17 protein-coding genes are annotated in these 23,985 nt (G+C 70.1%); 2 read left to right on the forward strand and 15 right to left on the reverse strand.

The window, feature by feature from the left end:
* Positions 1–14: 14 nt before the first annotated feature.
* The 9 genes from ACZ7L9_RS28460 to ACZ7L9_RS28500 form a co-directional block, all read right to left on the reverse strand.
* Entirely contained in the window at positions 15–638 is a 624-nt protein-coding gene (locus tag ACZ7L9_RS28460) for a GNAT family N-acetyltransferase (RefSeq protein WP_471419554.1), read from the reverse strand.
* A 63-nt stretch (positions 639–701) separates the two neighbouring features.
* Positions 702–1,547 carry a GNAT family N-acetyltransferase gene (locus ACZ7L9_RS28465; protein WP_471419556.1) on the reverse strand — a complete coding sequence of 282 codons (846 nt, stop codon included), beginning with the start codon at positions 1,545–1,547 and terminating at the stop codon, positions 702–704.
* Between the two features lie 202 nt (positions 1,548–1,749).
* Positions 1,750–2,904: a flavodoxin-dependent (E)-4-hydroxy-3-methylbut-2-enyl-diphosphate synthase gene (ispG, locus tag ACZ7L9_RS28470; protein WP_471419678.1), complete on the reverse strand. Its 1,155-nt coding sequence runs from the start codon at positions 2,902–2,904 to the stop codon at positions 1,750–1,752.
* A gap of 181 nt (positions 2,905–3,085) precedes the next feature.
* Complete coding sequence (locus ACZ7L9_RS28475; RefSeq protein ID WP_471419558.1) at positions 3,086–4,396, reverse strand: M50 family metallopeptidase; 1,311 nt, start codon at positions 4,394–4,396, stop codon at positions 3,086–3,088.
* Positions 4,393–5,646, reverse strand: a complete 1,254-nt coding sequence (gene dxr, locus ACZ7L9_RS28480) for a 1-deoxy-D-xylulose-5-phosphate reductoisomerase (protein ID WP_471419560.1) — start codon at positions 5,644–5,646, stop codon at positions 4,393–4,395. Before dxr ends, ACZ7L9_RS28475 begins: the two co-directional genes overlap by 4 nt.
* A 193-nt stretch (positions 5,647–5,839) precedes the next feature.
* Complete coding sequence (locus ACZ7L9_RS28485) at positions 5,840–7,786, reverse strand: acyl-CoA dehydrogenase family protein (RefSeq protein ID WP_471419562.1); 1,947 nt, start codon at positions 7,784–7,786, stop codon at positions 5,840–5,842.
* Positions 7,787–8,122: 336 nt separating this feature from the next.
* Entirely contained in the window at positions 8,123–9,568 is a 1,446-nt protein-coding gene (locus tag ACZ7L9_RS28490) for an aldehyde dehydrogenase family protein (protein ID WP_471419564.1), read from the reverse strand.
* 165 nt (positions 9,569–9,733) lie between these two features.
* Entirely contained in the window at positions 9,734–11,323 is a 1,590-nt protein-coding gene (locus tag ACZ7L9_RS28495) for a PucR family transcriptional regulator (RefSeq protein WP_471419566.1), read from the reverse strand.
* 308 nt (positions 11,324–11,631) lie between these two features.
* On the reverse strand, positions 11,632–13,986 hold the full coding sequence (locus ACZ7L9_RS28500) for an ATP/GTP-binding protein (protein ID WP_471419568.1): 2,355 nt from the start codon (positions 13,984–13,986) through the stop codon (positions 11,632–11,634).
* Between the two features lie 299 nt (positions 13,987–14,285).
* Between ACZ7L9_RS28500 and gabT the strand changes: the two genes are divergently transcribed.
* Together gabT and ACZ7L9_RS28510 are read left to right on the forward strand one after the other, a co-directional pair.
* Entirely contained in the window at positions 14,286–15,626 is a 1,341-nt protein-coding gene (gabT, locus tag ACZ7L9_RS28505) for a 4-aminobutyrate--2-oxoglutarate transaminase (RefSeq protein WP_471419569.1), read from the forward strand.
* Between the two features lie 148 nt (positions 15,627–15,774).
* Positions 15,775–16,584, forward strand: coding sequence for a phosphatase PAP2 family protein (locus ACZ7L9_RS28510; protein ID WP_471419571.1), 810 nt, complete (start codon positions 15,775–15,777; stop codon positions 16,582–16,584).
* A gap of 189 nt (positions 16,585–16,773) precedes the next feature.
* On the opposite strand, the gene ACZ7L9_RS28515 is transcribed toward ACZ7L9_RS28510, so the two are convergent.
* Genes ACZ7L9_RS28515 through ACZ7L9_RS28540 form a run of 6 tightly spaced genes read right to left on the reverse strand, consistent with a single transcriptional unit; the run spans position 16,774 to position 23,946 of the window.
* Positions 16,774–18,189 carry an NAD(P)/FAD-dependent oxidoreductase gene (locus tag ACZ7L9_RS28515; RefSeq protein WP_471419573.1) on the reverse strand — a complete coding sequence of 472 codons (1,416 nt, stop codon included), beginning with the start codon at positions 18,187–18,189 and terminating at the stop codon, positions 16,774–16,776.
* A 22-nt stretch (positions 18,190–18,211) separates the two neighbouring features.
* Complete coding sequence (locus ACZ7L9_RS28520; RefSeq protein ID WP_471419576.1) at positions 18,212–19,015, reverse strand: ABC transporter permease; 804 nt, start codon at positions 19,013–19,015, stop codon at positions 18,212–18,214.
* Positions 19,015–19,941: an ABC transporter permease gene (locus ACZ7L9_RS28525; protein WP_471419577.1), complete on the reverse strand. Its 927-nt coding sequence runs from the start codon at positions 19,939–19,941 to the stop codon at positions 19,015–19,017. Before ACZ7L9_RS28525 ends, ACZ7L9_RS28520 begins: the two co-directional genes overlap by 1 nt.
* Entirely contained in the window at positions 19,938–21,086 is a 1,149-nt protein-coding gene (locus ACZ7L9_RS28530; RefSeq protein ID WP_471419580.1) for an ABC transporter ATP-binding protein, read from the reverse strand. Before ACZ7L9_RS28530 ends, ACZ7L9_RS28525 begins: the two co-directional genes overlap by 4 nt.
* A 52-nt stretch (positions 21,087–21,138) precedes the next feature.
* The gene (locus ACZ7L9_RS28535; RefSeq protein ID WP_471419582.1) at positions 21,139–22,389 is read right to left on the reverse strand and encodes an ABC transporter substrate-binding protein; all 1,251 of its coding nucleotides are present in this window, start codon (positions 22,387–22,389) and stop codon (positions 21,139–21,141) included.
* A 42-nt stretch (positions 22,390–22,431) separates the two neighbouring features.
* Positions 22,432–23,946: a gamma-aminobutyraldehyde dehydrogenase gene (locus tag ACZ7L9_RS28540; protein WP_471419584.1), complete on the reverse strand. Its 1,515-nt coding sequence runs from the start codon at positions 23,944–23,946 to the stop codon at positions 22,432–22,434.
* Between the last annotated feature and the right edge of the window lie 39 nt (positions 23,947–23,985).

Below are 23,985 nucleotides of genomic sequence, written 5' to 3' on the forward strand. Positions count from 1 at the left end.
TGATGTGCAGGAGGTTAGCCGGGTGGTACGGGTGGGCGGAAATCGATTGGCTGCCGGTCTGTCCCCGCCTGTCCCTTGCGACGCAGCGGGAGCGGGGCTCCCATCACCGCGTACGGCTTGGGAGCGCTGGGGAAGAGCACCTGGCGGGCCAGGTCCCGGTAACCGAGACTGCGGTACAGGCCACGTGCCGGGCTGTCCGTGTCGATCGCGGAGAGGATGGACCGGGGGTGGTCGACGGCGTCCGTGATGGCGGTGATCAGCATGCGGCCGATGCCGCGGTTCTGGAACGCCGGGTGGACGTGCAGTTCGGTGATGACGAACGAGTCGTCGAGCCAGTGCGCGGAGCCGGTGGCGCGGAGGTAGGGCTCCACGACGGTGGACCACCACTGGCCGCGTTCGTTCGGCATGCCGTAGACGAAGCCGACGAGCCGGCTGTCGGGGGTGGTGGCGCCCAGGGCGCGGGCGCAGGGGTGGTCGAGGTGTCTGAGGACGATGTGGCGCCGCACCTCGATCTCTTCCGGACCCAGGCCGAAGGCGACGGCCTGCACGGCGAGCGCCTCGTCCACGCGCGCGGCGAGATCGATCGGTCCGATCCGGACGCTGGGAGTATGGGGGCCGCCCCCGGAAACTGCTGCCATGGGCCGACCCTACTGGCCCGGGCGGGGTGGGCGGTACGGGGCGGATGCACCGGCCACCGCCGGTCAGAACAGCACGCTCATGAACGCGCCGGTCTCGCGGAAGCCGACCCTGGCGTACGCCCTGCGGGCGGGGGTGTTGTAGTCGTTCACGTACAGGCTGACGACGGGTGCGACATCGGCCAGTGCGTAGCGCAGGACCGCCGCCATGCCGGTCTCGGAGTGTCCTCGGCCGCGGTGTTCGGGAGCGACCCAGACGCCCTGGATCTGACAGGCCTGCGGGGTGGCCGCGCCGATCTCCGCCTTGAAGAGGACCTTGCCGTCCTCGATCCGGGCGAACGAGCGGCCGGCGCCGACGAGTTCGGCGACGCGTGCCTGGTAGAGGAGACCGCCGTCGCCCGCGAGCGGGGAGATGCCGACCTCCTCGGTGAACATCGCCACGCAGGCCGGCATGAGGACGTCCATCTCGTCCTTGCGGATCCGGCGGACCAGGGGGTCGGGGGCGACCTGGGCGGACGGGCTCTCGGTGACCATGAGCGGCTGATGGGCCCGGACCTCGCGGGCGGGGCCCCAGCCGGGTTCGAGCAGCCGCCACAGCTGGGCGGTGGGCTCCGCGGGGCCGACGATCGAGGAGCAGCGGCGGCCGGCCCGGCGGGCGCGGTCGGCGAAGGCCCTGACGGCTTCGGGGGTGGCACAGATCGGTACGAGGTTGGCACCCGAGTAGCACAGCGAGCGCAGCCGTCCGTCGGCGTACCAGCCCCACATCTCGCCGCCGAGGCGCCAGGGATCGAGACCTGCGATTCGGACCCGGGCGGTCACGAAGGCATTGACCACGGGTTCGCTCTCCAGGATGGCGAGAGCGGCGCCGAGGTCGCTGGGTTCGAGGACCCGGGTGGTGGTCTGCGTCAACACGAGGGGGCCTCACCATGCGGTCTGCTGATTTCCGCACTGTACCCAAAGAGCCTCATCCGCGCCGCCCCGTGCCCGGATAACGACCTGGTGCACGACGGGGAGTGGTTCAGGCCGTTCTCCCGGGCCGCTCGGTGAGGCCGCTCACGGCTGCGCCCCGCCGGGCGGTGTTCATCCGGCGGGGCGCGGTCGCGAGCATCGTGGTTCAGCTGATGGAGACCTCGGGCTCGCCCGAGGCGATGCCGTCCTTCTCCATCTGCTCGGCGATCTTCATGGCTTCCTCGATCAGCGTCTCGACGATCTTCGACTCGGGCACGGTCTTGATGACTTCGCCCTTCACGAAGATCTGCCCCTTGCCGTTGCCGGACGCGACACCCAGATCCGCCTCACGGGCCTCACCCGGACCATTGACGACACAGCCCATCACGGCCACCCGCAACGGCACCTCCATGCCCTCAAGACCCGCACTGACCTCGTCCGCCAGCTTGTACACATCCACCTGCGCCCGCCCGCACGACGGACACGACACGATCTCCAGCCGACGCTGCTTCAGATTCAACGACTCCAGAATCTGCAGACCGACCTTGACCTCCTCGGCCGGCGGCGCCGACAACGACACCCGGATCGTGTCCCCGATCCCCTCCGACAGCAACGCACCGAACGCCACAGCCGACTTGATCGTCCCCTGGAACGCCGGACCCGCCTCCGTCACCCCCAGATGCAACGGGTAATCACACTGCGCCGCCAACTGCCGGTACGCATTCACCATCACCACCGGATCGTTGTGCTTCACCGAGATCTTGATCTCCCGGAAATCATGCTCCTCGAAGAGCGACGCCTCCCAGAGCGCCGACTCCACCAACGCCTCCGGAGTCGCCTTCCCGTACTTCTTCAGCAACCGCGCATCCAGCGAACCCGCGTTCACACCGATCCGGATCGGCGTACCCGCATCCTTCGCAGCCCGCGCGATCTCCTTCACCTTGTCGTCGAACTGCTTGATGTTCCCCGGATTCACCCGCACCGCAGCACAGCCCGCATCAATCGCCGCGAACACATACTTCGGCTGGAAATGAATATCCGCGATCACCGGGATCTGCGACTTCTTCGCGATCGTCGCCAACGCGTCCGCGTCATCCTGCGTCGGACACGCCACCCGCACGATCTGACAGCCCGACGCCGTCAGCTCCGCGATCTGTTGCAACGTCGCACCGATGTCCGACGTACGCGTCGTCGTCATCGACTGCACCGACACCGGCGCATCCCCGCCCACCGCCACCGACCCGACCTGGATCTTGCGGCTGACCCGCCGGTCGGCGAGCTTGGTCGGAACGGACGGAATTCCGAGAGAAATCGCAGTCATGCGCTGAGCATCCCCAAGGTGTGGATCGAGGTCCCGAGATCGGCGGGCTCCGGGTTCCGAGGTTACGTCACCGGCGGCGGCCCGGAGCACACCGCGTGCGGGAGCGCCGCACACAGGGGACGACCCGGACACACACTGTGTCCCGGGGCCGTCACCCTTCGTGCACCGGCCGTCCGGGAGGTCAGGAGATCTTGACCGGATTGACGATGTCGGCCACCAGCACCAGCAGCGTGAAACAGATGAAGACACCTGCGACGACATAGGCGACCGGCATCAGCTTGGCCACGTCGAAGGGGCCCGGATCGGGGCGCTTGAAGACGCGCGCCACATTGCGGCGCAGGGCCTCCCAGAGCGCTCCGGCGATGTGTCCGCCGTCGAGCGGAAGCAGGGGCAGCATGTTGAAGAGGAACAGCGAGAGGTTGAAGGCCGCCAGCAGGAACAGCATCATCGCCATCTGGTTCTGCGCCGGTACGTCCAGCGCCATCACCTCGCCGCCGATCCTGGCCGCGCCGACGACGCCCACCGGGGAGTCGGCCGCTCGCGGGCCGTCGCCGAAGGCGGCGTTCCACAGGCCGGGGATCTTGGACGGGAGGGCGATGATCGAGTGGACGCCGTTCTCGATCATGTCTCCCATGCGGACGACCGAGTCACCGAAGGAGAGGGGGACGATCTCGGTCTGGGCCGCGAAGCCGAGGTATCCGGCCGGAACGAACTTCCCGGGGACCACCTCGCCCTTGGAGTCCTTCTTGGCGACCGAGTTCTCCTGCAGCACGGCGTGGAGGGTCTTCTCCTGGCCGTCGCGCTGGACCGTGATGGTGGCGGGGCCGATGGTGTCGCGGATCTTTTCGGAGAGCGTGGCCCAGTCGTCGACCTTCTGGCCGTCGAAGGCGACGATCTTGTCGCCCTTCTTGAGTCCTGCGGCCTGTGCGGGCGAGACCGGGTCGGACTTCTTGCAGGTGTCGCGGTTCTCGCTCTGGGCGATCACGCACTTCTGGACACCGGCGACCTCGGTGGTCTGGGTCTGGAAGCCGAAGGTCATCGCCACACCGAGGAAGATCGCGACGGCGAGGACCAGGTTCATGAACGGTCCGGCGAACATCACGATGACGCGCTTCCAGGGCTTGCGCGTGTAGAAGAGGCGCTTCTCGTCGCCCGGTTCGATCTCTTCGAAGGCCGCGGACCTGGCGTCCTCGATCATGCTGCGCCACGGTGAGGTGGACCGCGCCTCCAGGCGCCCGTCCGGTCCCGGCGGGAACATGCCGATCATGCGGATGTAGCCGCCGGCCGGGATGGCCTTGATCCCGTACTCGGTGTCGCCCTTCTTCCGTGACCAGATCGTCGGTCCGAAGCCGACCATGTACTGGGGGACGCGGATACCGAAGAGCTTCGCTGTCGACAGGTGGCCCAGTTCGTGCCAGGCGATCGAGAACAGCAGCCCGATGACGAAGACGACGATGCCCAGAATCGTCAACAGGACCGTCGTAATACTCATGCGCGCGCCTCCGCTGTCGCTTTCGCCGAGAGTTCACGGGCCCGGGCGCGTGCCCAGGTCTCCGCTTCGAGGACGTCTGCGACCGTGAGCGAAGTTCCCGTGGCGGGGGTGCCGTGTTCGGCCACCACCGCCGTGACCGTATCCATGATTCCGTTGAAGGGCAGCCGTCCGGCCAGGAATGCGTCGACGCATTCCTCGTTCGCGGCGTTGAACACGGCCGGGGCGGTGGCGCCGAGCGTGCCCACGTGCCTGGCCAGTCCCACGGACGGGAAGGCCTCGTCGTCGAGGGGGAAGAACTCCCAGCTGGACGCCTTCGACCAGTCGAAGGCGGGTGCGGCGTCCGGGATGCGCTGGGGCCAGCCGAGGCCGATGGCGATCGGGCCTCTCATGTCCGGGGGCGTGGCCTGGGCGAGGGTGGAGCCGTCGGTGAACTCGACCATCGAGTGGACGTATGACTGGGGGTGGACCACGACCTCGATCCGGTCGAACGGAATGTCGTAGAGGAGATGCGCCTCGATGACCTCCAGTCCCTTGTTGACCAGGGTGGCGGAGTTGATCGTGATGACCGGTCCCATGGCCCAGGTCGGGTGGGCGAGGGCCTGCTCGCGTGTGACGTCCGCCAGCTCGCTCTTCGTCCGTCCCCGGAAGGGTCCGCCGGACGCGGTGACGACGAGTTTGCGTACGTCGGCGCGGGTGCCCGCGCCGAGCGCCTGGAAAAGGGCGGCGTGCTCGGAGTCGACCGGGATGATCTGGCCGGGCTTCGCCACCGCCTTCACCAGCGGGCCGCCGACGATCAGCGATTCCTTGTTGGCCAGGGCGAGCGTGCGGCCCGATTCGAGCGCGGCGAGCGTGGGGGCGAGACCGATCGAGCCGGTGATTCCGTTGAGCACGGTGTGGCAGTCGCCGGCGGCGAGCTGGGTGGCGGCCTCGGGGCCGGCCAGGATCTCGGGGAGCGGCTCGCCCGTCCCGTACTGCGCGCGCAGCGCCTCGCGGAGGGCCGGTACGGCGTCCGGTGCGGCGACGGCCACGGTACGCACCCGCAGCCGCCGGGCCTGCTCGGCGAGGAGGGCGACCCGGCCGCCCGCGGCGGAGAGCCCGGTGACGCGGAAGCGGTCGGGATGGCGCAGCACCAGGTCGATGGCCTGGGTGCCGATGGATCCGGTGGAGCCGAGGATGACGAGATCCCGGCGGCCTTCCGCAGCGTCGAAGACGAGGTGCGGGTCGGCGAGGGGGGCAGGGCTGTCGCTCATGCCCCCCATTGTTGCCGCATCGGCTGTGGGTGTGGACAGTGCGTCCCCCGCACCGGCCGGGAGCGGTCCGCCGGGGGTCGCCGCCGGCTGGTCGCCGGGGTCGTGGTCGCCGCCGGCGTCGCCTGTCGTACCCCGCCCCGCCGGGCGGGGTACGACAGGATGAGTGGACGTGCGGGCGCCCGGTGGGCGCGGGTCAGCGAATGGGCCGGTGGACGTCGTCCCGCACGGACGGCCCCGGGGTGGCGTCGGCGATCCACGATCCTTCGCCGCTCGGGTCGACGATGCCATCCTCCAGCCAGGTGTACGTACCGGACAGGACGCCGTCGACCACGCGCCGGTCCAGGTCGTCGGTGTTGGACCACAGGCGGGTGAAGAGTTCCTCGACCCGGACGCGGGACTGGCGGCAGAACGCGTCGGCGAGCTGGTAGGCCTCGCGGCCGTGGTCGTCGCAGGAGCGCAGCAGTTCGGCGCGGACACAGGCGGCGCTCATCGCGAAGAGTTCCGCGCCGATGTCGACGATCCGGCCGAGGAAGCCCTGCTTGGTCTCCATCCGGCCCTGCCAGCGCGACATGGCGTAGAAGGTGGAGCGCGCGAGTTTACGGGCGGAGCGTTCGACGTAGCGCAGGTGGGTGGACAGGTCCGGGTGCCCGGGTGGGTTGAACTCCGTGTACATGCGCGGGAGTTGTCCCGGCCCCGCGACGAGTTTGGGCAGCCAGCGGGCGTAGAAGCCTGCCGCGTTCGCGCCCGCCTTGGCCTTGGCGGAGAGAGGTTTGTCGGGGTCGATGATGTCCCCCGCGACCTTCAGATGGGCGTCGACGGCCTCACGGGCGATCAGCAGATGCATGATCTCGGTGGAGCCCTCGAAGATGCGGTTGATCCGCAGATCGCGCAGGAGCTGTTCGGCGGGGACGGCCCGTTCGCCGCGGGCGGCGAGGGAGGCCGCCGTCTCGAAGCCCCGGCCGCCCCGGATCTGGACCAGTTCGTCGGCCATCAGACAGCCCATCTCGGAGCCGTACAGCTTGGCGAGGGCCGCTTCGATCCGGATGTCGTTGCGGTTCTCGTCGGCCATCTGGGAGGAGAGATCGACCACCGCTTCGAGCGCGAAGGTGGTGGCGGCGATGAAGGAGATCTTGGCGCCGACGGCCTCGTGCCGGGCGACCGGCCTGCCCCACTGCTCGCGCACCGCCGACCACTCACGGGCGATCTTCAGGCACCACTTTCCGGCGCCGACGCACATCGCGGGCAGCGAGAGCCGCCCCGTGTTGAGCGTGGTGAGGGCGATCTTGAGCCCCGCCCCTTCGGGGCCGATGCGGTTCGCAGCCGGAACCCGGACCCGGTGGAAGCGGGTGACGCCGTTCTCGAGGCCGCGCAGGCCCATGAAGGCATTGCGGTTCTCGACGGTGATGCCCGGGGAGTCCGCCTCGACGACGAAGGCCGTGATGCCGCCCTTGTGGCCGTCGGACTTGGGGACGCGGGCCATCACGACGAGCAGATCGGCGACGACACCGTTGGTCGTCCACAGCTTCACACCGTCGAGGATGTAGTCCGAGCCTTCCGGAACCGCCGAGGTGGCGAGCCGGGCCGGGTCGGATCCGACGTCCGGTTCGGTGAGCAGGAACGCCGAGATGTCGGTGCTGGCCAGCCGGGGCAGGAAGGCGTCCTTCTGCTCCTGGCTGCCGAAGAGTTTCAGCGGCTGCGGTACACCGATGGACTGGTGGGCGGAGAGCAGCGCGCCGATCGCGGGATTGGCGGAGCCGACCAGGGCGAGGGCTTTGTTGTAGTAGACCTGGGTCAGGCCGAGGCCGCCGTACTTCGGGTCGATCTTCATCCCGAGCGCGCCGAGTTCCTTGAGGCCGTTGATCACCTCGTCGGGAATCTTCGCCTCACGCTCGATGCGGGCGCTGTCGATCCTGGTTTCGCAGAAGGCGCGCAGCCGGGCGAGGAACGCCTCGCCGCGCCTGACGTCGTCCGCGGCCGGCAGCGGATGCGGATGGATCAGGTCGAGCCGGAAGCGCCCCAGGAAGAGTTCCTTGGCGAAACTCGGCTTGTGCCAGTCCTGTTCGCGCGCTGCCTCGGCCACTTGGCGCGCTTCGCGCTCGGTGACCTTGGGCGTGTTCTTCGGAGCGGATGGTGCGGACATGAGGAGCTCACCTCGCCGCGTTGTGGGGTGGGCGGACGCGGCCGGTCCGCGCGGAGCGCGCGGGGCGCCTGCCGAGCCGTACCAACCGGTGCTACTTGTCCTGATGTACCCGATTACCGGCCCTCCCACCATCCCCCGGACGCCGATCGGGTCGAGAGCCACTCCACCGGACAACCCCGTGGTGACAGGGCGGTCGGGCTGTGAGCGGGGCGGGTGAAGCAGAAACGGCCGAAGCCCCCGCACAGTGGGCTCCGGCCGTCTCTCTGCCGCCTGCTGTCGTGCTGTCCAGGCGGATCACAGGCGACGTAGGTGGATCGGTTCGATCCTGTTCGTGGACTACAGGGCGAGGCCGGTGAGGACCAGCACGCGCTCGTAGGTGTAGTCGTCCATGGCGTAGCGGACGCCCTCGCGGCCGACGCCGGACTGCTTGGCGCCGCCGTACGGCATCTGGTCCGCGCGGTAGGAGGGGACGTCGCCGATGATCACGCCGCCGACCTCGAGGGCGCGGTGGGCGCGGAAGGCGGTCTGCAGATCGTGCGTGAACACGCCTGCCTGCAGGCCGTACTTGGAGGAATTGACCGCTGCGAACGCCTCGGCCTCACCGTCCACCTTCTGCACGGACAGCACCGGTCCGAAGACCTCCTCGCAGGAGAGGGTGACATGGTCCGGGAGCTCGGCGAGCACGGTCGGGGCGTACGTGGCCCCGTCCCGCTTGCCGCCGGTGAGCAGCTGGGCGCCGGCCTGCACGGCCTCGTCGACCCAGGACTCGACGCGCTTGGCGGCGTCCTCGCTGACCAGCGGGCCGACGTCGGTGGCGGCGTCGGACGGGTCGCCGGTGACCTGGGCCTCGACTGCCGCGACAATCTTCGGGAGGAGCCGGTCGTAGACCTGGGCGTCCGCGATGACGCGCTGCACCGAGATGCAGGACTGGCCGCCCTGGTAGTTGGAGAAGGTCGCGATACGGGTCGCGGCCCAGTCCAGGTCCTCGTCGGAGGCGTAGTCGCCGAGCACGACCGCGGCGCCGTTGCCGCCGAGCTCCAGGGTGCAGTGCTTGCGCGGCACCGACTCCATGATCGAGTAGCCGACGGGGCCGGAACCGGTGAAGGAGATGACCGGCAGGCGCTCGTCCTGGACCAGGGCGGGCATCCGGTCGTTGGGCACCGTCAGCACGGACCACGAACCGGCCGGCAGGTCGGTCTCGGCCAGCAGCTCGCCCAGGATCAGCGAGGAGATCGGGGTGGCCGGGGCCGGCTTCAGGATGATCGGGGCACCAACGGCGATGGCCGGGGCGACCTTGTGCGCGCTCAGGTTCAGCGGGAAGTTGAACGGTGCGATACCGAGGACCGTGCCGCGCGGGAAGCGCCGGGTCAGGCCGAGGCGGCCGGTTCCTCCGGCGTCGGTGTCGAGGCGCTGCGCGTCACCGCCGTTGAAGCGGCGGGCCTCCTCGGAGGCGAACCGGAACACGGAGACGGCGCGGCCGACCTCGCCGCGGGCCCACTTGATGGGCTTGCCGTTCTCGGCGGAGATCAGCTGGGCGATCTCCTCGGTGCGCTCCACCAGGCGCCGTACGACGTGGTCGAGCGCGGCGGCCCGGACATGGGCCGGGGTCGCGGCGAACTCCTCGCGCACGGCGTGCGCGGCCGCGACGGCCTCCTCGATCTGGGTGTCGGTCGGCACACTGACGGTGCCGACGAGACGGCCGTCCCAGGGGTTGGTGACGTCGAAGCTGTCCTCGCCGGTGGCCTGGCGGCCGGCGAGCCAGAAGGCGTGGGTGGAAGTCATGGAGGTACCGGCCCTTCGGAGACGTGGGGTGTGTTGCCCCCACCGTAGGGCCGCGCGGCCGCCCTGGTGTTTGTCCGGCGTGGAGCAGTACGCGGCGGGTGTGCGCCGGTTTGTCGGGTGCGTGTATGTCGACGGGGACACCGGGGCCATCCGTCGGCGAAACGGCTACGTCTCCGGCACCAACGGGGAGCTCGTGGCCTTCAGCGCCAGCCACAGCTCCATCCGGACGTCCGGATCGTCCAGGGAACGGCCCAGGATCTCCTCGACCCGGCGCATCCGGTAGCGCAGGGTGTGGCGGTGCACGCCCAGGTCGGCCGCTGCCGCGTCCCACTGGCCGTGGTGGGCGAGCCAGGCCCGCAGGGAGGCGACCAGGTCGCCGCGGCCCTTGGCGTCGTGCTCGTGCAGGGCGCGGAGCATTCCGTCGGCGAAGGCCCGTACGGCGTCGTCCGCGAGGAGTGGCAGCACCGAGCCGGTCGCCAGCTCCTCGTGCTCGACCAGCGCCCTGCCCCGGCGGCGGGCCACCGACAGGGCCTGTTCCGCCTGCTTGTACGCGGCGGAGACGGCGATGGGGCCCGCGGGTGCGGACAGGCCCACGACCACCCGTGCCTCCTCCTCCGCCGTCGCCGGTTCGCGCGGGGGCCGTGCCTCACGGGCCTCCTGCGCCTGTGCGAACGCCGTGCAGGCCGCGACCGCGGCTCCGCCGTCCGCGGCCAGCACGACGAGCCGTTCGCCCTCGGGCACGGCCAGCAGCGCCTCGCCGGTCCGGAAGGCCGCCGCATCCATCGCCTCGCCCAGCGCCGCCGGGGTCGCGGTCCCGGACGCTTCCGCGATGAGCAGCCGGAACGGGGCGTCGAGCAGTCCCCCGTACAGATCCCCGGCGACCGCCCGCGCGTGATCCGGCTGGCCGGCCAGCAGCATGCGCAGCACCGCCGCGCCCAGCCGCTGTTCGGCGCCCTGGAGGGAGAGGGAGCGGGCGGTGGTCAGCGTCAGCAGGGCGACCGCGGAGTGCACGGCATACCGCTCGGCGGTGCCGAGTGCCGCGCCCGTGCCGACGGCCAGGGCGCCCCGGACCCGGCGGCCGGTGCCGAGGGACTGGAGCTCGACCCGGTCGTCGGTGCCGCCGACGACCACGCTGGCCGGAGCGGGGCGTTCCCGCAGCCGTTCCACATCGGGGGTGAGCCGCGCGGCCCGGCGGGCGGCCCACTCGGGGGCGGCGGCGACCACCGCGCCGGAGGCGTCGTACAGCGCCGCCCAGCCGTCGACATGCGCCGCGAGCCGGCCCAGGAGCTCGCCGGGGCCGTCGCCCGCGAGTGCGGCCTTCGTCAGCTCCCGCTGGGCCTCGAATCCCGCGGTCACGGCCCGGTACTGGTCCGCGGCGATCGCCGACGACACCGCCTTGGCGATGGCGAGGAACGGGGTGCGGCGCGGCACTTCGAGGAGCGGCAGCCCCGTCTCCTCGGCGGCGTCGATCAGCGCCTGCGGTACCTCGTCGTAGTTGACGCCCACGGCGAAGCCCAGGCCGACGACTCCGGCCCCGGCCAGCCGTCGCACGTACCGCCGCATCGCCTCGGGGTTCTCGGCGTCGAGGTTGGTGGCGGTGACGAGCAGGAACTCACCACCCTCCATGTACGGCACGGGGTCGGTCAGCTCGCTGGCGTGTGCCCAGCGGACGGGAGCGTCGAGCCGGTCCGCCCCCGCACGCACCGTGAGTTTGAGCGCCGAATGCTGGACGAGCGAGGCGAGAGTGGGGGGCATGGGGACCGTGGGACCTCAGGGAGTGGATGAGGGAATCGATCAGTTTCGATTTTCGCCGTCCCGTATGAACGACTCCCCTCGATTCTGCCAGGGCGGCAGGGTTTGCCGTAACGGCCTCGCCCACGATTGGCAGTGGGAGAAGGAGCGGCGCCTGGGGCCTTCGAATCCAAGGCGGAGGAGGGAGTCGACGCGGAGCGTCGGCGACTGACGACAACGCCGGAGGCGGAGGTCCCAGACACCGCGACGCCGCTGACAATCGTGGGCGAGGTCGTAACCGCTCCCGCGCCGCGGGCCCCACCCCGTACCGCTCAGCCGTTCAGGTCCACCAGGAGGGGCGGTGCGTGCTCGCCCTTGACGGTGGTCAGGGAGAGCACCGCGTGCCCGGCGGGCACCCGGTGGGCCAGTTCGGAGGCCGACCAGCGTTCGCGCTCCACCTGGCGCACGGTCACCGCGTCCGTGGTGACCGCCTTGCCGGTGACCAGTTTGCGCAGGGCGTGCACGGCCCGGGTGAGCGGCTGGTCGGCGAAGACCGTGTGCTTGGCGACCTCGGTGGTCTCCACCCATTCGGTGCCCCATGCCTGCGCGAAGAGCCGTCCGTCCCAGGTCGTGACGCCGGAGAACGTCATGTGGCAGCCGACCGAGCCGAGCAGCGCCGTGTGCAGGCTCTCCGGTACGTCGCCCAGCCCGCGCAGAGTGAGCAGGACTCCGGCGTTGCAGTTCCGCAGCCGCTGCACGGCCCGTACGGACTCGGCGGTGACGGCGTGCGTGGCGTCGTCCAGGGCGAGGAAGGCGAACAGCGAACGGTCCGTGCGGGCGGCCGCCCCGGAGGCGAACTGGGCGAGCACCAGCCGGGCGATCAGGCGCGCGGCCTCGGGGTGGGCGCGTTCCGGCAGGTCGATGCGGACCCGCAGCGGGTGTTCGAGGGTGCGCACCGAGAAGGGCCGGGTCGTGCCGGTGGTGTCGAAGAATCCCGCGAAGGCGGGCCGGTCCAGGGCGGCGAGCCGGTCGGCGAGAAGAAGTCCCGGATCGCCGGGGGTGCCCGCCTGCCGTGCCCGGGTGTCGAGTTCACGGAGATGGGAGCGGTGCGCGTCGGTGTGGAGCAGGGCCCGTAGCTCGGCCAGGGCGCCGGGAGAGCCGTCGAGCAGCTCGCGCAGCACCGGGACGGACGGGAAGCGGTCGTGGACCGCCCGGTAGGGGCCGAGCAGTTGGGCGAGTGCGGTCGTGGCCCGCCGCGCGTCGATGTCGGGCAGGTCGCCGGCGACCGCCTCGGCGAGCAGGGCGGCGGCCTCGTCGGCGTCGTCGGTTCCGCTGTACAGGTCGAGGTCGTGGGCGGAGGACGGATCGCCCGGCTTGATCACCACGTCGTAGCCCTCGTCGGGCCCGAGCGGGGTGCCCGTCGCGCAGACGGCCACGACAACGGCCTTCCCGGTGAGTGCCTGCAGGGCGAGCGACTCCACGACGGGCCTTACCAGGTGCCGGGTCTTGCCCGACCCGAAGGGCCCGACGGCCAGCAGCGAGGAGCCCAGGGACGCCGGGTCGACCGCGGCCCCCGCGCCCCGCCGGGCCGCCGGGTTGCGTTCGAAGTCCGTGTACCGGCCGAGCCGCACCTGCGAGGTGAGCAGGTCGTGGGTGGCGGTACGGGCCGGCAGGTCCCGGTCGCCCGAAGGGTGCGGGCAGGCCCGCGCGCCCTGGCCGAGCACGGCGTCGGTGAACGGGCCGAGCCGCGAGGAGTCGGCCTGCACGGAGACCCAGGCACGCCGGATCCGTACGCAGTCGACATCGTTCATCCGCCCGGCCTGCCCGTCCGCCACCAGCCGGTCGGCGGCCGTGTGCTGGCCCGCGGCGCGCAGCTGCGGCCAGCCGGCGGGGCTCTCACCGGGTGCCCTCTCCGGTTCCGGCCCGCTCTTCCCACCGCCGCGCAGCTCCCGTACGAGGGTGAACCAGCCGCCGGCCCGGGCGATCGGCAGGAGGATCGCGACGGCGCCCACCAAGTGGTACACGGTCTTGAAGGTCTCCACGCGATCCCGGGTCTCCACGGCCGTGCCGCCGTAGAGCCACGAGTACGGCGTCAGGCCCAGTGCCAGGTCGTCGAAGGGCAGCAGGTCGTCGGAGTTCACGAAGCACCAGACCAGGACGGCCCCGACCAGCGCGGTGCGCAGCGCCCGGCCCGGCTGAGGGCGGTCGGCGGCGTACCGGCGGAACACCTCGTGCCAGTTGCCCAGCCGTCCGAAGCCCCAGATCACCAGGACGGCGACCAGGCTGTTGTAGACGGCGAGGGCGGTCAGGGCCGCCGCGGGGCGTTCGAGCCCCCACCAGTCGGACGGTGTGACGACTTCGAGGAGGATCCGACTGTGCGGCACATATCCGTTGCGCCACAGCGACCACACCAGCAGGGCAGCGAGCAGCGCCACCACCGCACCGCCGAGCAGTGCCCGGTCGGGCACCCGGTCGGGGTCGGCGTCGGGCCGCGGGGTGTGGCCGAATCGCCACAGGCCGGGCTCGGCCGCCGCGCGCGGGGTGCGGAGCCAGTCCCCCAGCGAAGGGCCGGACGTGGGGGCGTATCCCGGCCTCGGCGGCAGTTCGGGCGGTGGCGGGCCCGCCGGGCGCGGCACCGGACGACCGGAGCGGGTGTCGCGCGAGCCGTACGTGCCCTCGGTGTCCATCTGCTGTCCCTCGTCCCCTGACCAGCTCCGACCGGTAACTCCGGGCGCACGCGCCCGAAGTCATCAATCTAGTGCCCCGCCCCACCCCGTCGGACGCTGTCCGGCCGGATGTCTCCACCAGCGCCCCGGGGCCCCGGACTCGTCCGCGCGCCGCCGCGGCCCGGCTCCGCACCCCCTCGCTATGTCCGTGACGGACAACCCCGCCCGGGCATCACTCCCGAACGGAACATGCCGAACCCCGGGCCACGCCCATAGCCTGCAGAAAGAGAAGCGTCCGAAACACCCCACAGGAGCCCCTCATGACCGCAATTCCGCAGGAGCGCCGCGTCGTCACTGCCATTCCCGGCCCGAAGTCGGTGGAGCTGCAGGCCCGCCGTCTCGCGACGGTGGCCGCAGGTGTGGGCTCCACCCTGCCGGTGTTCACCGCCCGCGCCGGTGGCGGGATCATCGAGGACGTGGACGGCAACCGTCTGATCGACCTCGGTTCCGGTATCGCCGTGACGTCGGTCGGCGCCTCGGCCGAGGCCGTCGTACGCCGTGCGTCCGCGCAGCTCGCCGACTTCACCCACACCTGTTTCATGGTCACGCCGTACGAGGGGTACGTCGAGGTCTGTGAGCAGCTCGCCGAGCTGACGCCGGGCGACCACGCCAAGAAGTCCGCGCTGTTCAACTCGGGTGCCGAGGCCGTCGAGAACGCGGTGAAGATCGCCCGCATCTACACCAAGCGCACCGCGGTCGTCGTCTTCGACCACGGCTACCACGGCCGCACCAACCTCACGATGGCGCTGACCGCCAAGAACATGCCGTACAAGCAGGGCTTCGGCCCGTTCGCGCCCGAGGTCTACCGGGTGCCGGTGGCGTACGGCTACCGCTGGCCGACCGGTGCCGAGAACGCCGGCGCGGAGGCGTCCGCCCAGGCCATCGACCAGATCACCAAGCAGATCGGCGCGGACAACGTCGCCGCGATCATCATCGAGCCGGTGCTCGGCGAGGGCGGCTTCATCGAGCCCGCGAAGGGCTTCCTCCCGGCGATCGCCCAGTTCGCCAAGGACAACGGCATCGTCTTCGTCGCCGACGAGATCCAGTCCGGCTTCTGCCGTACCGGCCAGTGGTTCGCCTGTGAGGACGAGGGCATCGTCCCCGACCTGATCACCACCGCCAAGGGCATCGCGGGCGGCCTGCCGCTGTCCGCCGTGACGGGCCGCGCCGAGATCATGGACGCCGCCCACGCCGGCGGCCTCGGTGGCACCTACGGCGGAAACCCGGTGGCCTGCGCGGGTGCGCTCGGCGCCATCGAGACGATGCGCGAGCTGGACCTGAACGGGAAGGCGAAGCGTATCGAGGAGGTCATGAAGGGCCGCCTCGCCGAGATGCAGGCGAAGCTGCCGAACGGCGACATCATCGGTGACATCCGCGGCCGCGGCGCGATGATCGCGATCGAGCTGGTGAAGTCCGGTTCGAAGGACCCGAACCCGGAGGCCGCCGCGAAGCTCGCCAAGGCCTGCCACGCGGAGGGTGTGCTGGTCCTCACCTGCGGCACGTACGGGAACGTCCTGCGCTTCCTCCCGCCGCTGGTGATCGGCGAGGACCTGCTGGACGAGGCTCTCGACGTCATCGAGCAGGCTTTCGGCCAGATCTGATCTGTGCGAAATCCCCGACGGTGCCCGAAGGCGTTTTTGCCGGGGATGCAGGGCCCGCGTGTGGGCCTGTGAAGAAGGTGTGGGGGGCCGATGGCGGGATCCGTTTCCGTCTGTCGGTCCCCCATCCGCTGACGTACGGTTTCTGCAGATGAGAGAAACACCCCGCCCGCAGGGGACTGCCGGCGACGCCGGGCCGGAGCTTCCCCAGCACCGTCCTGGCCGTGCCTTCGCGCACACCACTGGGGCCGCTGGCTCCGGAACTCCTCACCGATCGGATGGCCGCCCGCCCCAAACCCCCCGGGGCGCGCGGCAAACCGATCCGACCGGCCGCCCCGGAGCCACCCCCCCTGCTCCCGGGCGGCCGGCTCTTCTCGTTTCTCTGGTGTCGTCCTTCCTGGCGCTCCTCGCGCTCACCACCTGGCAGGTCGCGGCCGACGGTCCGCTGCGCGGGCTGGACGAACGGACCGCCCGGGCGGTCGTCGGGCGCGGCCCCGCCCCGCTGACCGAATTCCTCGCCGATCTCGGCAACATGCAGATCGCGCTCCCGGTGCTGGGCTGCGCGATCGTCTGGGCCCTGGTGCGCGGCGCCCGCCGGGAGCCGTTGTACGCGGCGCTCACCATGGCGGCGGTGCCGCTCCTCGTCGTCCCGCTGAAGGACTGGATCGCCCGGCCCGGTCCCCTGACGGACGCCACCGGCTACTACCCGTCCGGCCACGCGGCGACGGCCGCGGTGGCGTACGGGGCGGCGGCGCTGCTGACCGCGCCGTACGTGCGGCGGTCATGGGTGATGCCCGTCGCCGGTGTCCTACTGACCGCGGCGGCGGGCATCGGTCTGGTGCTGCGCGGCTATCACTGGCCGCTGGACGTGCTGGGCAGCTGGTTCCTGTGCGGGCTGCTGCTCCTGCCGCTGGGCATCGGCTGCCGGACCGGACGTCGGCTCCGTCAGCCGCCGCCGTAGCCGTCGACTGCCCACGTGGGCGTCAGCCGCCGAAGCAGGCGTCGAGGTTCTGAGTCCCGGCGCCGGCCGGCGGGCAGGAGCGCAACCCACCGGGGATTGCGCTCCCACGCCCACCGGCAGGCGTCCGGATCCGGCGCCCCTGATGCGAGCCACTCGACTGCTGCACGTCAGGCTGCGCCCGACCACCGCTCAGCTGTCGAAGCCGAGCCCCAGCCGGTCCATCGTCCGCAGCCACAGATTGCGGTGCCCGCCATTGCTGTCCGCCCTGGCCAGGGACCGCTTGGTGAGTTCGATCCCGGTCCAGGCGAAGGGCTCCGGCGGGAACGGCATCGGCTTGCGACGGACCATTTCCAGAGCAGTCCGTTCATTCTGTTCGCCGGCCAGCAGATCGAGCATCACATCGGCCCCGAAACGGGTGGCTCCGACGCCGAGTCCGGTGTATCCGGCGGCATACGCGACCCGACCCTGATGGGCCGTACCGAAGAATGCGGAAAAGCGGGAGCAGGTGTCGATCGCCCCGCCCCAGGCGTGGCTGAAACGGATCCCGGCCAATTGCGGGAAGCAGTCGAAGAACTGGCCCGCGAGCTTGAGGAAGGTCTCCGGACGCTGATCGAGATCGGCGCTCAGCCGGCCTCCGTACGGATAGATCGCGTCATAGCCGCCCCACAGAATCCGGTTGTCGGCCGACATCCGGAAGTAGTGGAACTGATTGGCGCTGTCGCCCAGCCCCTGCCGGTTCTTCCAGCCGATGGAGGCGAGCTGGTCGGCGGTGAGGGGTTCGGTCATCAGCGCGTAGTCGTAGACCGGCACGGTGTACGGCCGCACCCGCTTCACCAGGGACGGGAAGATGTTCGTACCCAGTGCGACGCGGCGCGCGAAGACCCTTCCGTACGGTGTGCGGACCGCCATCGCGGAGGTGGTCCCGGCCAGTTCGAGACCCCGGGTGTGCTCGTACACCCGGACCCCCAGGTCGAGACAGGCCCGCTTCAGGCCCCAGGCCAGTTTGGCGGGGTGCAGCATGGCGACCCCGCGCCGGTCATAGAGGCCACCCAGGAAAGTCGGTGAGTCGACTTCGGCGCGCACCGCGTCCCGGTCCAGGAATTCCATTCCGGTGAAGCCGAGCTTCTCCGCTTCCTGGTGCCATGCGTGGAGTTCTTCGAGCTGGTGGGGTTCGGTGGCGACGTCGATTTCGCCGGTCCGCTCGAATTCGCAGTCGATGGAATAGCGAGCGACGGCCGCCTCGATGGCGTCGAGGTTCCGCTCGCCCAGCTCCTCCAGCTTGTTGATCTCATCCGGCCAGCGCTCCAGGCCGTTGGGCAGGCCGTGGGTGAGGGAGGCGGCGCAGAATCCGCCGTTGCGGCCCGAGGCGGCCCAGCCCACCTCGTGCCCCTCGATCAGTACGACGTCGCGCTCGGGGTCGCGTTCCTTCGCGATCAGCGCGGTCCACAGTCCGCTGTAGCCGCCCCCGATGACGAGGAGATCGCAGTGCTCGTCGCCCGTGAGCGCGGGCAGCGCTTCGGGCCTGCCGGGGTCGTCCAGCCAGAACGCGATCGGCTTGGCGCCGGAGAGTGATTGTGCTGCAGTACGCATGGCACTAGGGGCCATGGTTTCCAACTCCTTCAGGAACTCACGGTCGTGCGCTGTTCTTCCGCCGGTTCGCGATGAGCTGGCCGACGACAACCACCAGTACGGCAATGATGAACATCGCCGTGCCGATGACGTTGATCTGCACGGGCGTGCCGCGCTGTGCCGATCCCCAGACGAACATGGGGAAGGTCACGGTGGAGCCCGCGTTGAAATTGGTGATGATGAAATCGTCGAAGGAGAGCGCGAAGGCGAGCAGCGCTCCCGCCGCGATTCCGGGGGCGGCGATCGGCAGCGTAACCCGCAGGAAGGTCTGTACGGGGCCCGCGTACAGATCGCGGGCCGCCTCCTCCAGTCGCGGGTCCATCGACATCACGCGCGCCTTGACGGCGGTCACGACGAAGCTCAGGCAGAACATGATGTGTGCGATGAGAATCGTCCAGAAGCCCAGTTGCGCGCCCATGTTGAGGAAGAGCGTGAGCAGCGAGGCGGCCATGACGACCTCGGGCATCGCCATCGGCAGGAAGATCAGCGAGTTGATCGCGCCGCGCGCCCGGAAGCGGTAGCGGACCAGCGCGAAGGAGATCATCGTGCCGAGGACGGTCGCGCCGACGGTGGCCCAGGCGGCGATCTGCAGGGACAGGGAGAGCGAGCCGCACATGTCGGCGACTCCGCAGGGGTCCTTCCAGGCGTCCAGGGAGAAGTGCTGCCAGGCGTAGTTGAAGCGCCCGTTCGGCTTGTTGAACGAGAACACCATCACGACGATGTTCGGCAGGATCAGGTACGCGAGGGTCAGCAGACCCGCGATGACGATCAGATTCCGGCGGATCCAGCGCAGTGCGGGCATCAGACCAGGTCCTCCGTCCCGGAGCGGCGGATGTAGACGGTGACCATGATCAGGACGACCGCCATGAGGATGAAGGAGAGCGCGGCCGCCGTCGGGTAGTCGAGGACGCGCAGGAACTGGGTCTGGATGACGCTGCCGACCATCTTGGTGTCGGTGGAGCCGAGCAGTTCCGCGTTGACGTAGTCACCGCTGGCCGGGATGAAGGTCAGCAGCGTTCCGGAGACGACACCCGGCATGGAGAGCGGGAAGGTCACCTTCCGGAAGGTGGTGGCGGGGGTGGCGTACAGATCGCCGGCCGCCTCGTGCAGCCTGCCGTCGATCCGCTCCAGCGAGGTGTAGAGCGGCAGGATCATGAACGGCAGGAAGTTGTACGTGAGACCGCAGACCACCGCCATCGGCGTGGCCAGCACCCGGTTGGACTCGGTCCAGCCGAGCCAGCTGGTGACGTCCAGGACGTGCAGGGTGTTCAGTACGTCGACGACCGCGCCGCCGTCCGCGAGGATCGTCTTCCAGGCGAGCGTACGGATCAGGAAGCTGGTGAAGAACGGCGCGATGACCAGCACGAGGACGACATTGCGCCAGCGGCCCGCCTTGAAGGCGATGAGGTACGCCAGCGGGTAGCCCAGCAGCAGGCACAGGATCGTGGCGGTGCCCGCGTACAGCAGCGACCGGATGAACTGCGGGTAGTAGTCCTTCAGCGCGTCCCAGTACGTCTGGAAGTGCCAGGTGACCTCGAATCCCTTCTCCAGGGAGCCGGTCTGTACGGAGGTCGACGCCTGGTAGACCATCGGCAGCGCGAAGAAGACGACGAGCCACAGAATGCCGGGAAGCAGCAGCCAGTAGGGGACGAGGCGCTTACGGGTGGATGCTTTGCGCACCTTCGGCTCGGTGGTGGGCGCGGCGGGCGGCGCCTCGGTGACGGTCACGCCGCGTCCTCCACCGTCTCCACACCGGCGTCGATGTCCTGGGCGGCGTCCAGGCCGAACGTGTGTGCCGGGTTCCAGTGCAGGACGACCTCGGCTCCGGGGGCGAGCCGGGCGTCACGCTCGATGTTCTGCTCATAGACCTGGAGCGCCTTGCCCGCCGGGCTCTCCACCACGTACTGGGTGGAGACTCCGATGAAGCTGGAGTCGACGATCCGGCCGGTGACCTGGTTGCGGCCGTCGGCTATGGAGTCCGCGTCGTCGGCGTGCGCGAGCGAGATCTTCTCCGGGCGTACCCCGAGCAGCAGCTTGCCGCCGTTCGCGGTGGCGGCCGTACATCGCCCGGTGGGCAGCCGCAGCTTCCCGCCGCCGGCCGCCACGACGACGTCCGTGTCCGCGGAGATGATCTCGCCCTCGATCAGGTTCGACGTGCCGAGGAAGTTGGCGACGAAGGTCGTCTTCGGGTTCTCGTACAGATCGGCGGGGGCGCCCAGCTGCTCGACCCGGCCCCCGTTCATCACCGCGACGGTGTCGGCCATGGTCATGGCCTCCTCCTGGTCGTGGGTGACATGGATGAACGTGATGCCGACCTCGGTCTGGATGCGCTTGAGCTCCAACTGCATCTGGCGGCGCAGCTTGAGGTCGAGGGCGCCGAGCGGCTCGTCGAGGAGGAGCACCTGCGGGTGGTTGATCAGGGCGCGGGCGACGGCGACGCGCTGCTGCTGGCCACCGGAGAGCTGGTGCGGTTTGCGCTTGGCGAAGTCGCCGAGCTGGACGAGCTCCAGCATCTCGTCGACCTGCTTCTTCACCGACTTGATCCCGCGCCGGCGCAGACCGAAGGCGACGTTCTCGGTGATGTCGAGGTGCGGGAAGAGCGCATAGCTCTGGAAGACCGTGTTGACGGGCCGCTTGTACGGGGGCAGGTCGGTGATGTCCTGGCCGCCGAGCGAGACGGTGCCGGTGGTCGCCTCCTCCAGGCCCGCGATCATCCGCAGGGTGGTGGTCTTGCCGCAGCCCGACGCGCCGAGCAGCGCGAAGAAGGAGCCTTGTGGAACGGTCAGATCGAGCGGCTTGACGGCGGTGAAGGAGCCGTACGTCTTGCTGATCCCGGTGAGGCGGACGTCGCCGCCTGTCTGCTGCTGTGTCATGGGTCGCAGTCCCAGTGGTGTCAGGGGAGGTCGTGGAGGAAGGGCGAGGTGGTCAGGCGCCGATGAGCTTGGCGAACTTTTCTTCGTACGCCGTCTCCTCCTCGGCGGTCAGGGAGCGGAAGGCGTGCGACCGGGCCGCCATCTCCTTGTCGGGAAGGATCAGGACGTTGTCGGCCATCGCCTGGTCGATCTTCGCCAGTTCGTCGCGGACCCCGTCGACCGGACAGACGAAGTTGATGTACGCGGCGAGCTTGGCGGCGACCGGCGGTTCGTAGTAGTGGTCGATGAGCTTCTCGGCGTTGGTCTTGTGCCGGGCCTTCACCGGGACGAGCAGGTTGTCGCTGGAAATGATGTAGCCGGCGGCCGGGATGGCGTACTTGATGTCCGGGTTTCCGGCCTGGAGCTGGATGATGTCGCCCGCCCAGGCGACACAGGCGGCGATGTCGCCCTTGTCGAGGTCGGCCGTGTAGTCGTTGCCGGTGAAGCGCCGGATCTGGTTCTTGTCGACGCCCTTCTGGATCCGGCCGATCGCGGCGTCGTAGTCGGCGTCGGTGAAGGTGCCGGGGTCCTTGCCCATGTCGAGCAGGGTCATGCCGATGGAGTCGCGCATCTCCGAGAGGAAGCTGACCCGCCCCTTGAGCTTCGGGTCGTCGAGCAGCTGGCTGACGGAATCGACCTTGCGGCCACCGGTCGCCTTGACGTTGTAGGCGATGACGGTGGGGATGCCCGCCCACGGGTACGAGTGGGCGCGGCCGGGGTCCCAGTCCGGGGAGCGGAACTGGTCCGAGAGGTTGGCGTAGGCGTGCGGCAGGTTCGACGCGTCGAGCTTCTGCGCCCAGCCGAGGCGGACGATGCGGGCGGCCAGCCAGTCGGTGACGCAGATGATGTCGCGGCCGGTGTCCTGGCCGGCCGCGAGCTGCGGCTTGATCTTGCCGAAGAACTCGACGTTGTCGTTGATGTCCTCGGTGTACTTGACCTTGATCCCGGTGCGTTCCGTGAACGCCTCCAGGGTGGGCCGGTGCTTGCCGTCCTCGGTGACGTCCATGTACTCGGTCCAGTTGGAGAAGTTGACCTGCTTCTCCTCGGCCGAGTGGTCGTCCGAGGCCGCCGCGGCGTCCCCTTCCCGCTTCGCGGGCGGGATGCCGCAGGCGCTCAGCGTGCCGAGACCGCCGATCGCGAGCGCCCCCATGCCGGAGGCGCGCAGCAGCGATCGGCGGGTCAGGGCGCCCCGGCCACTGGTCAGACTGCGCCGCATCGCGGCCAGTTGGGCCGCGGAGAGGCGCTCGGGCTCGTACTGCTCCATGCGCGTTGCCCTTTCGGGTGTGTGTGGCCGGGGGCGGCCGGCTTATCGGTCCCCGAAGATCGTGCGGTGCCAGTCCTTCCGGGCCACCGCGGTGTTGTCGTACATGACGTGCTTGACCTGCGTGTACTCCTCGAAGGAGTACGACGACATGTCCTTGCCGAAGCCGCTGGCCTTGTATCCGCCGTGCGGCATCTCGCTGATGATCGGAATGTGGTCGTTGACCCAGACGCAGCCCGCCTTGATCTCGCGGGTGGCGCGGTTCGCCCGGTACAGGTCGCGGGTCCAGGCGGAGGCGGCGAGTCCGTACGGGGTGTCGTTGGCGAGGCGGATGCCTTCGTCATCGGTGTCGAAGGGCAGTACGACGAGGACCGGGCCGAAGATCTCCGACTGGACGATCTCGCTGTCCTGGGCGGCACCGGCGACCAGCGTCGGCCGATAGTAGGCCCCGGCCGCCAGCTCGCCGCCGGGCGCCTCGCCGCCGGTGACGACGGTGGCGTACGCGCGGGCGCGCTCGACGAACCCGGCGACCCGGTCCCGCTGGGCGTGGCTGATCAGCGGGCCGAGGTCGGTCGACGGGTCGAAGGGGTCGCCGAGCCGGACGGTCTCCATCAGTTCGGCGACGCCCTGCACGAAGGCGTCGTAGAGGGGGCGCTGGACGTAGGCGCGGGTGGCGGCGGTGCAGTCCTGGCCGGTGTTGATGAGCGCTCCGGCGACCGCGCCGTGGACCGCGGCTTCGAGGTCGGCGTCGTCGAAGACGACGAAGGGTGCCTTGCCGCCGAGTTCGAGGTGGAGGCGCTTGACGGTGGCGGTCGCGATCTCCGCGACCCGCTTGCCGACGGCGGTGGAGCCGGTGAAGGACGTCATGACGACGTCCGGGTGGCCGACGAGGTGCTCCCCGGCGTCCTTGCCCGCGCCTGTGACGATGTTGATCACACCGTCCGGAATGCCGGCCTCGGTGGCCGCCTGGGCGAACATCAGCGAGGTCAGCGGGGTGATCTCGGCGGGCTTCAGCACGATGGTGTTGCCTGCGGCGACGGCCGGGAGGATCTTCCACGCGGCCATCTGGAGCGGATAGTTCCAGGGCGCGATGGAGCCGATGACGCCGATCGCCTCACGGCGTACGTACGAGGTGTGGTCGCCGTCGTACTCGGCGGCCGACTTGCCCTCCAGGTGGCGGGCGGCGCCCGCGAAGAAGGAGGTGTTGTCGACGGTGCCGGGCACATCGAACTCGGTGGAGAGCTTGATCGGCTTGCCGCACTGGAGAGACTCGACGTACGCGAAGTCGTCGGCCTGCTCGGCGAGGACGGCGGCGAAGCGGTGCATCGCCTCGGCCCGCTCGGCCGGCGTCGCCCCCGACCAGCCGGGGAAGGCCTCGCGGGCGGCCGCCACGGCCGCGTCGACGTCGGCGGTGCCCGCCAGTTCGTAGGTGTGGACGATCTCGCCCGTCGCCGGGTTCACCACGTCGTGGTGACGTCCCGATGTACCGGACCGCAGCTTTCCGCCGATGTACTGTGCGCCGTCCGCGAAGCGGTCCCGCACCTGGATGCCGTTGCCCATGACGTTCTCCTCCGCCGCTCGCCCCGGAGTGCGGTGCCG

It is taken from the genome of Streptomyces sp. NPDC111516 (assembly GCF_055635345.1).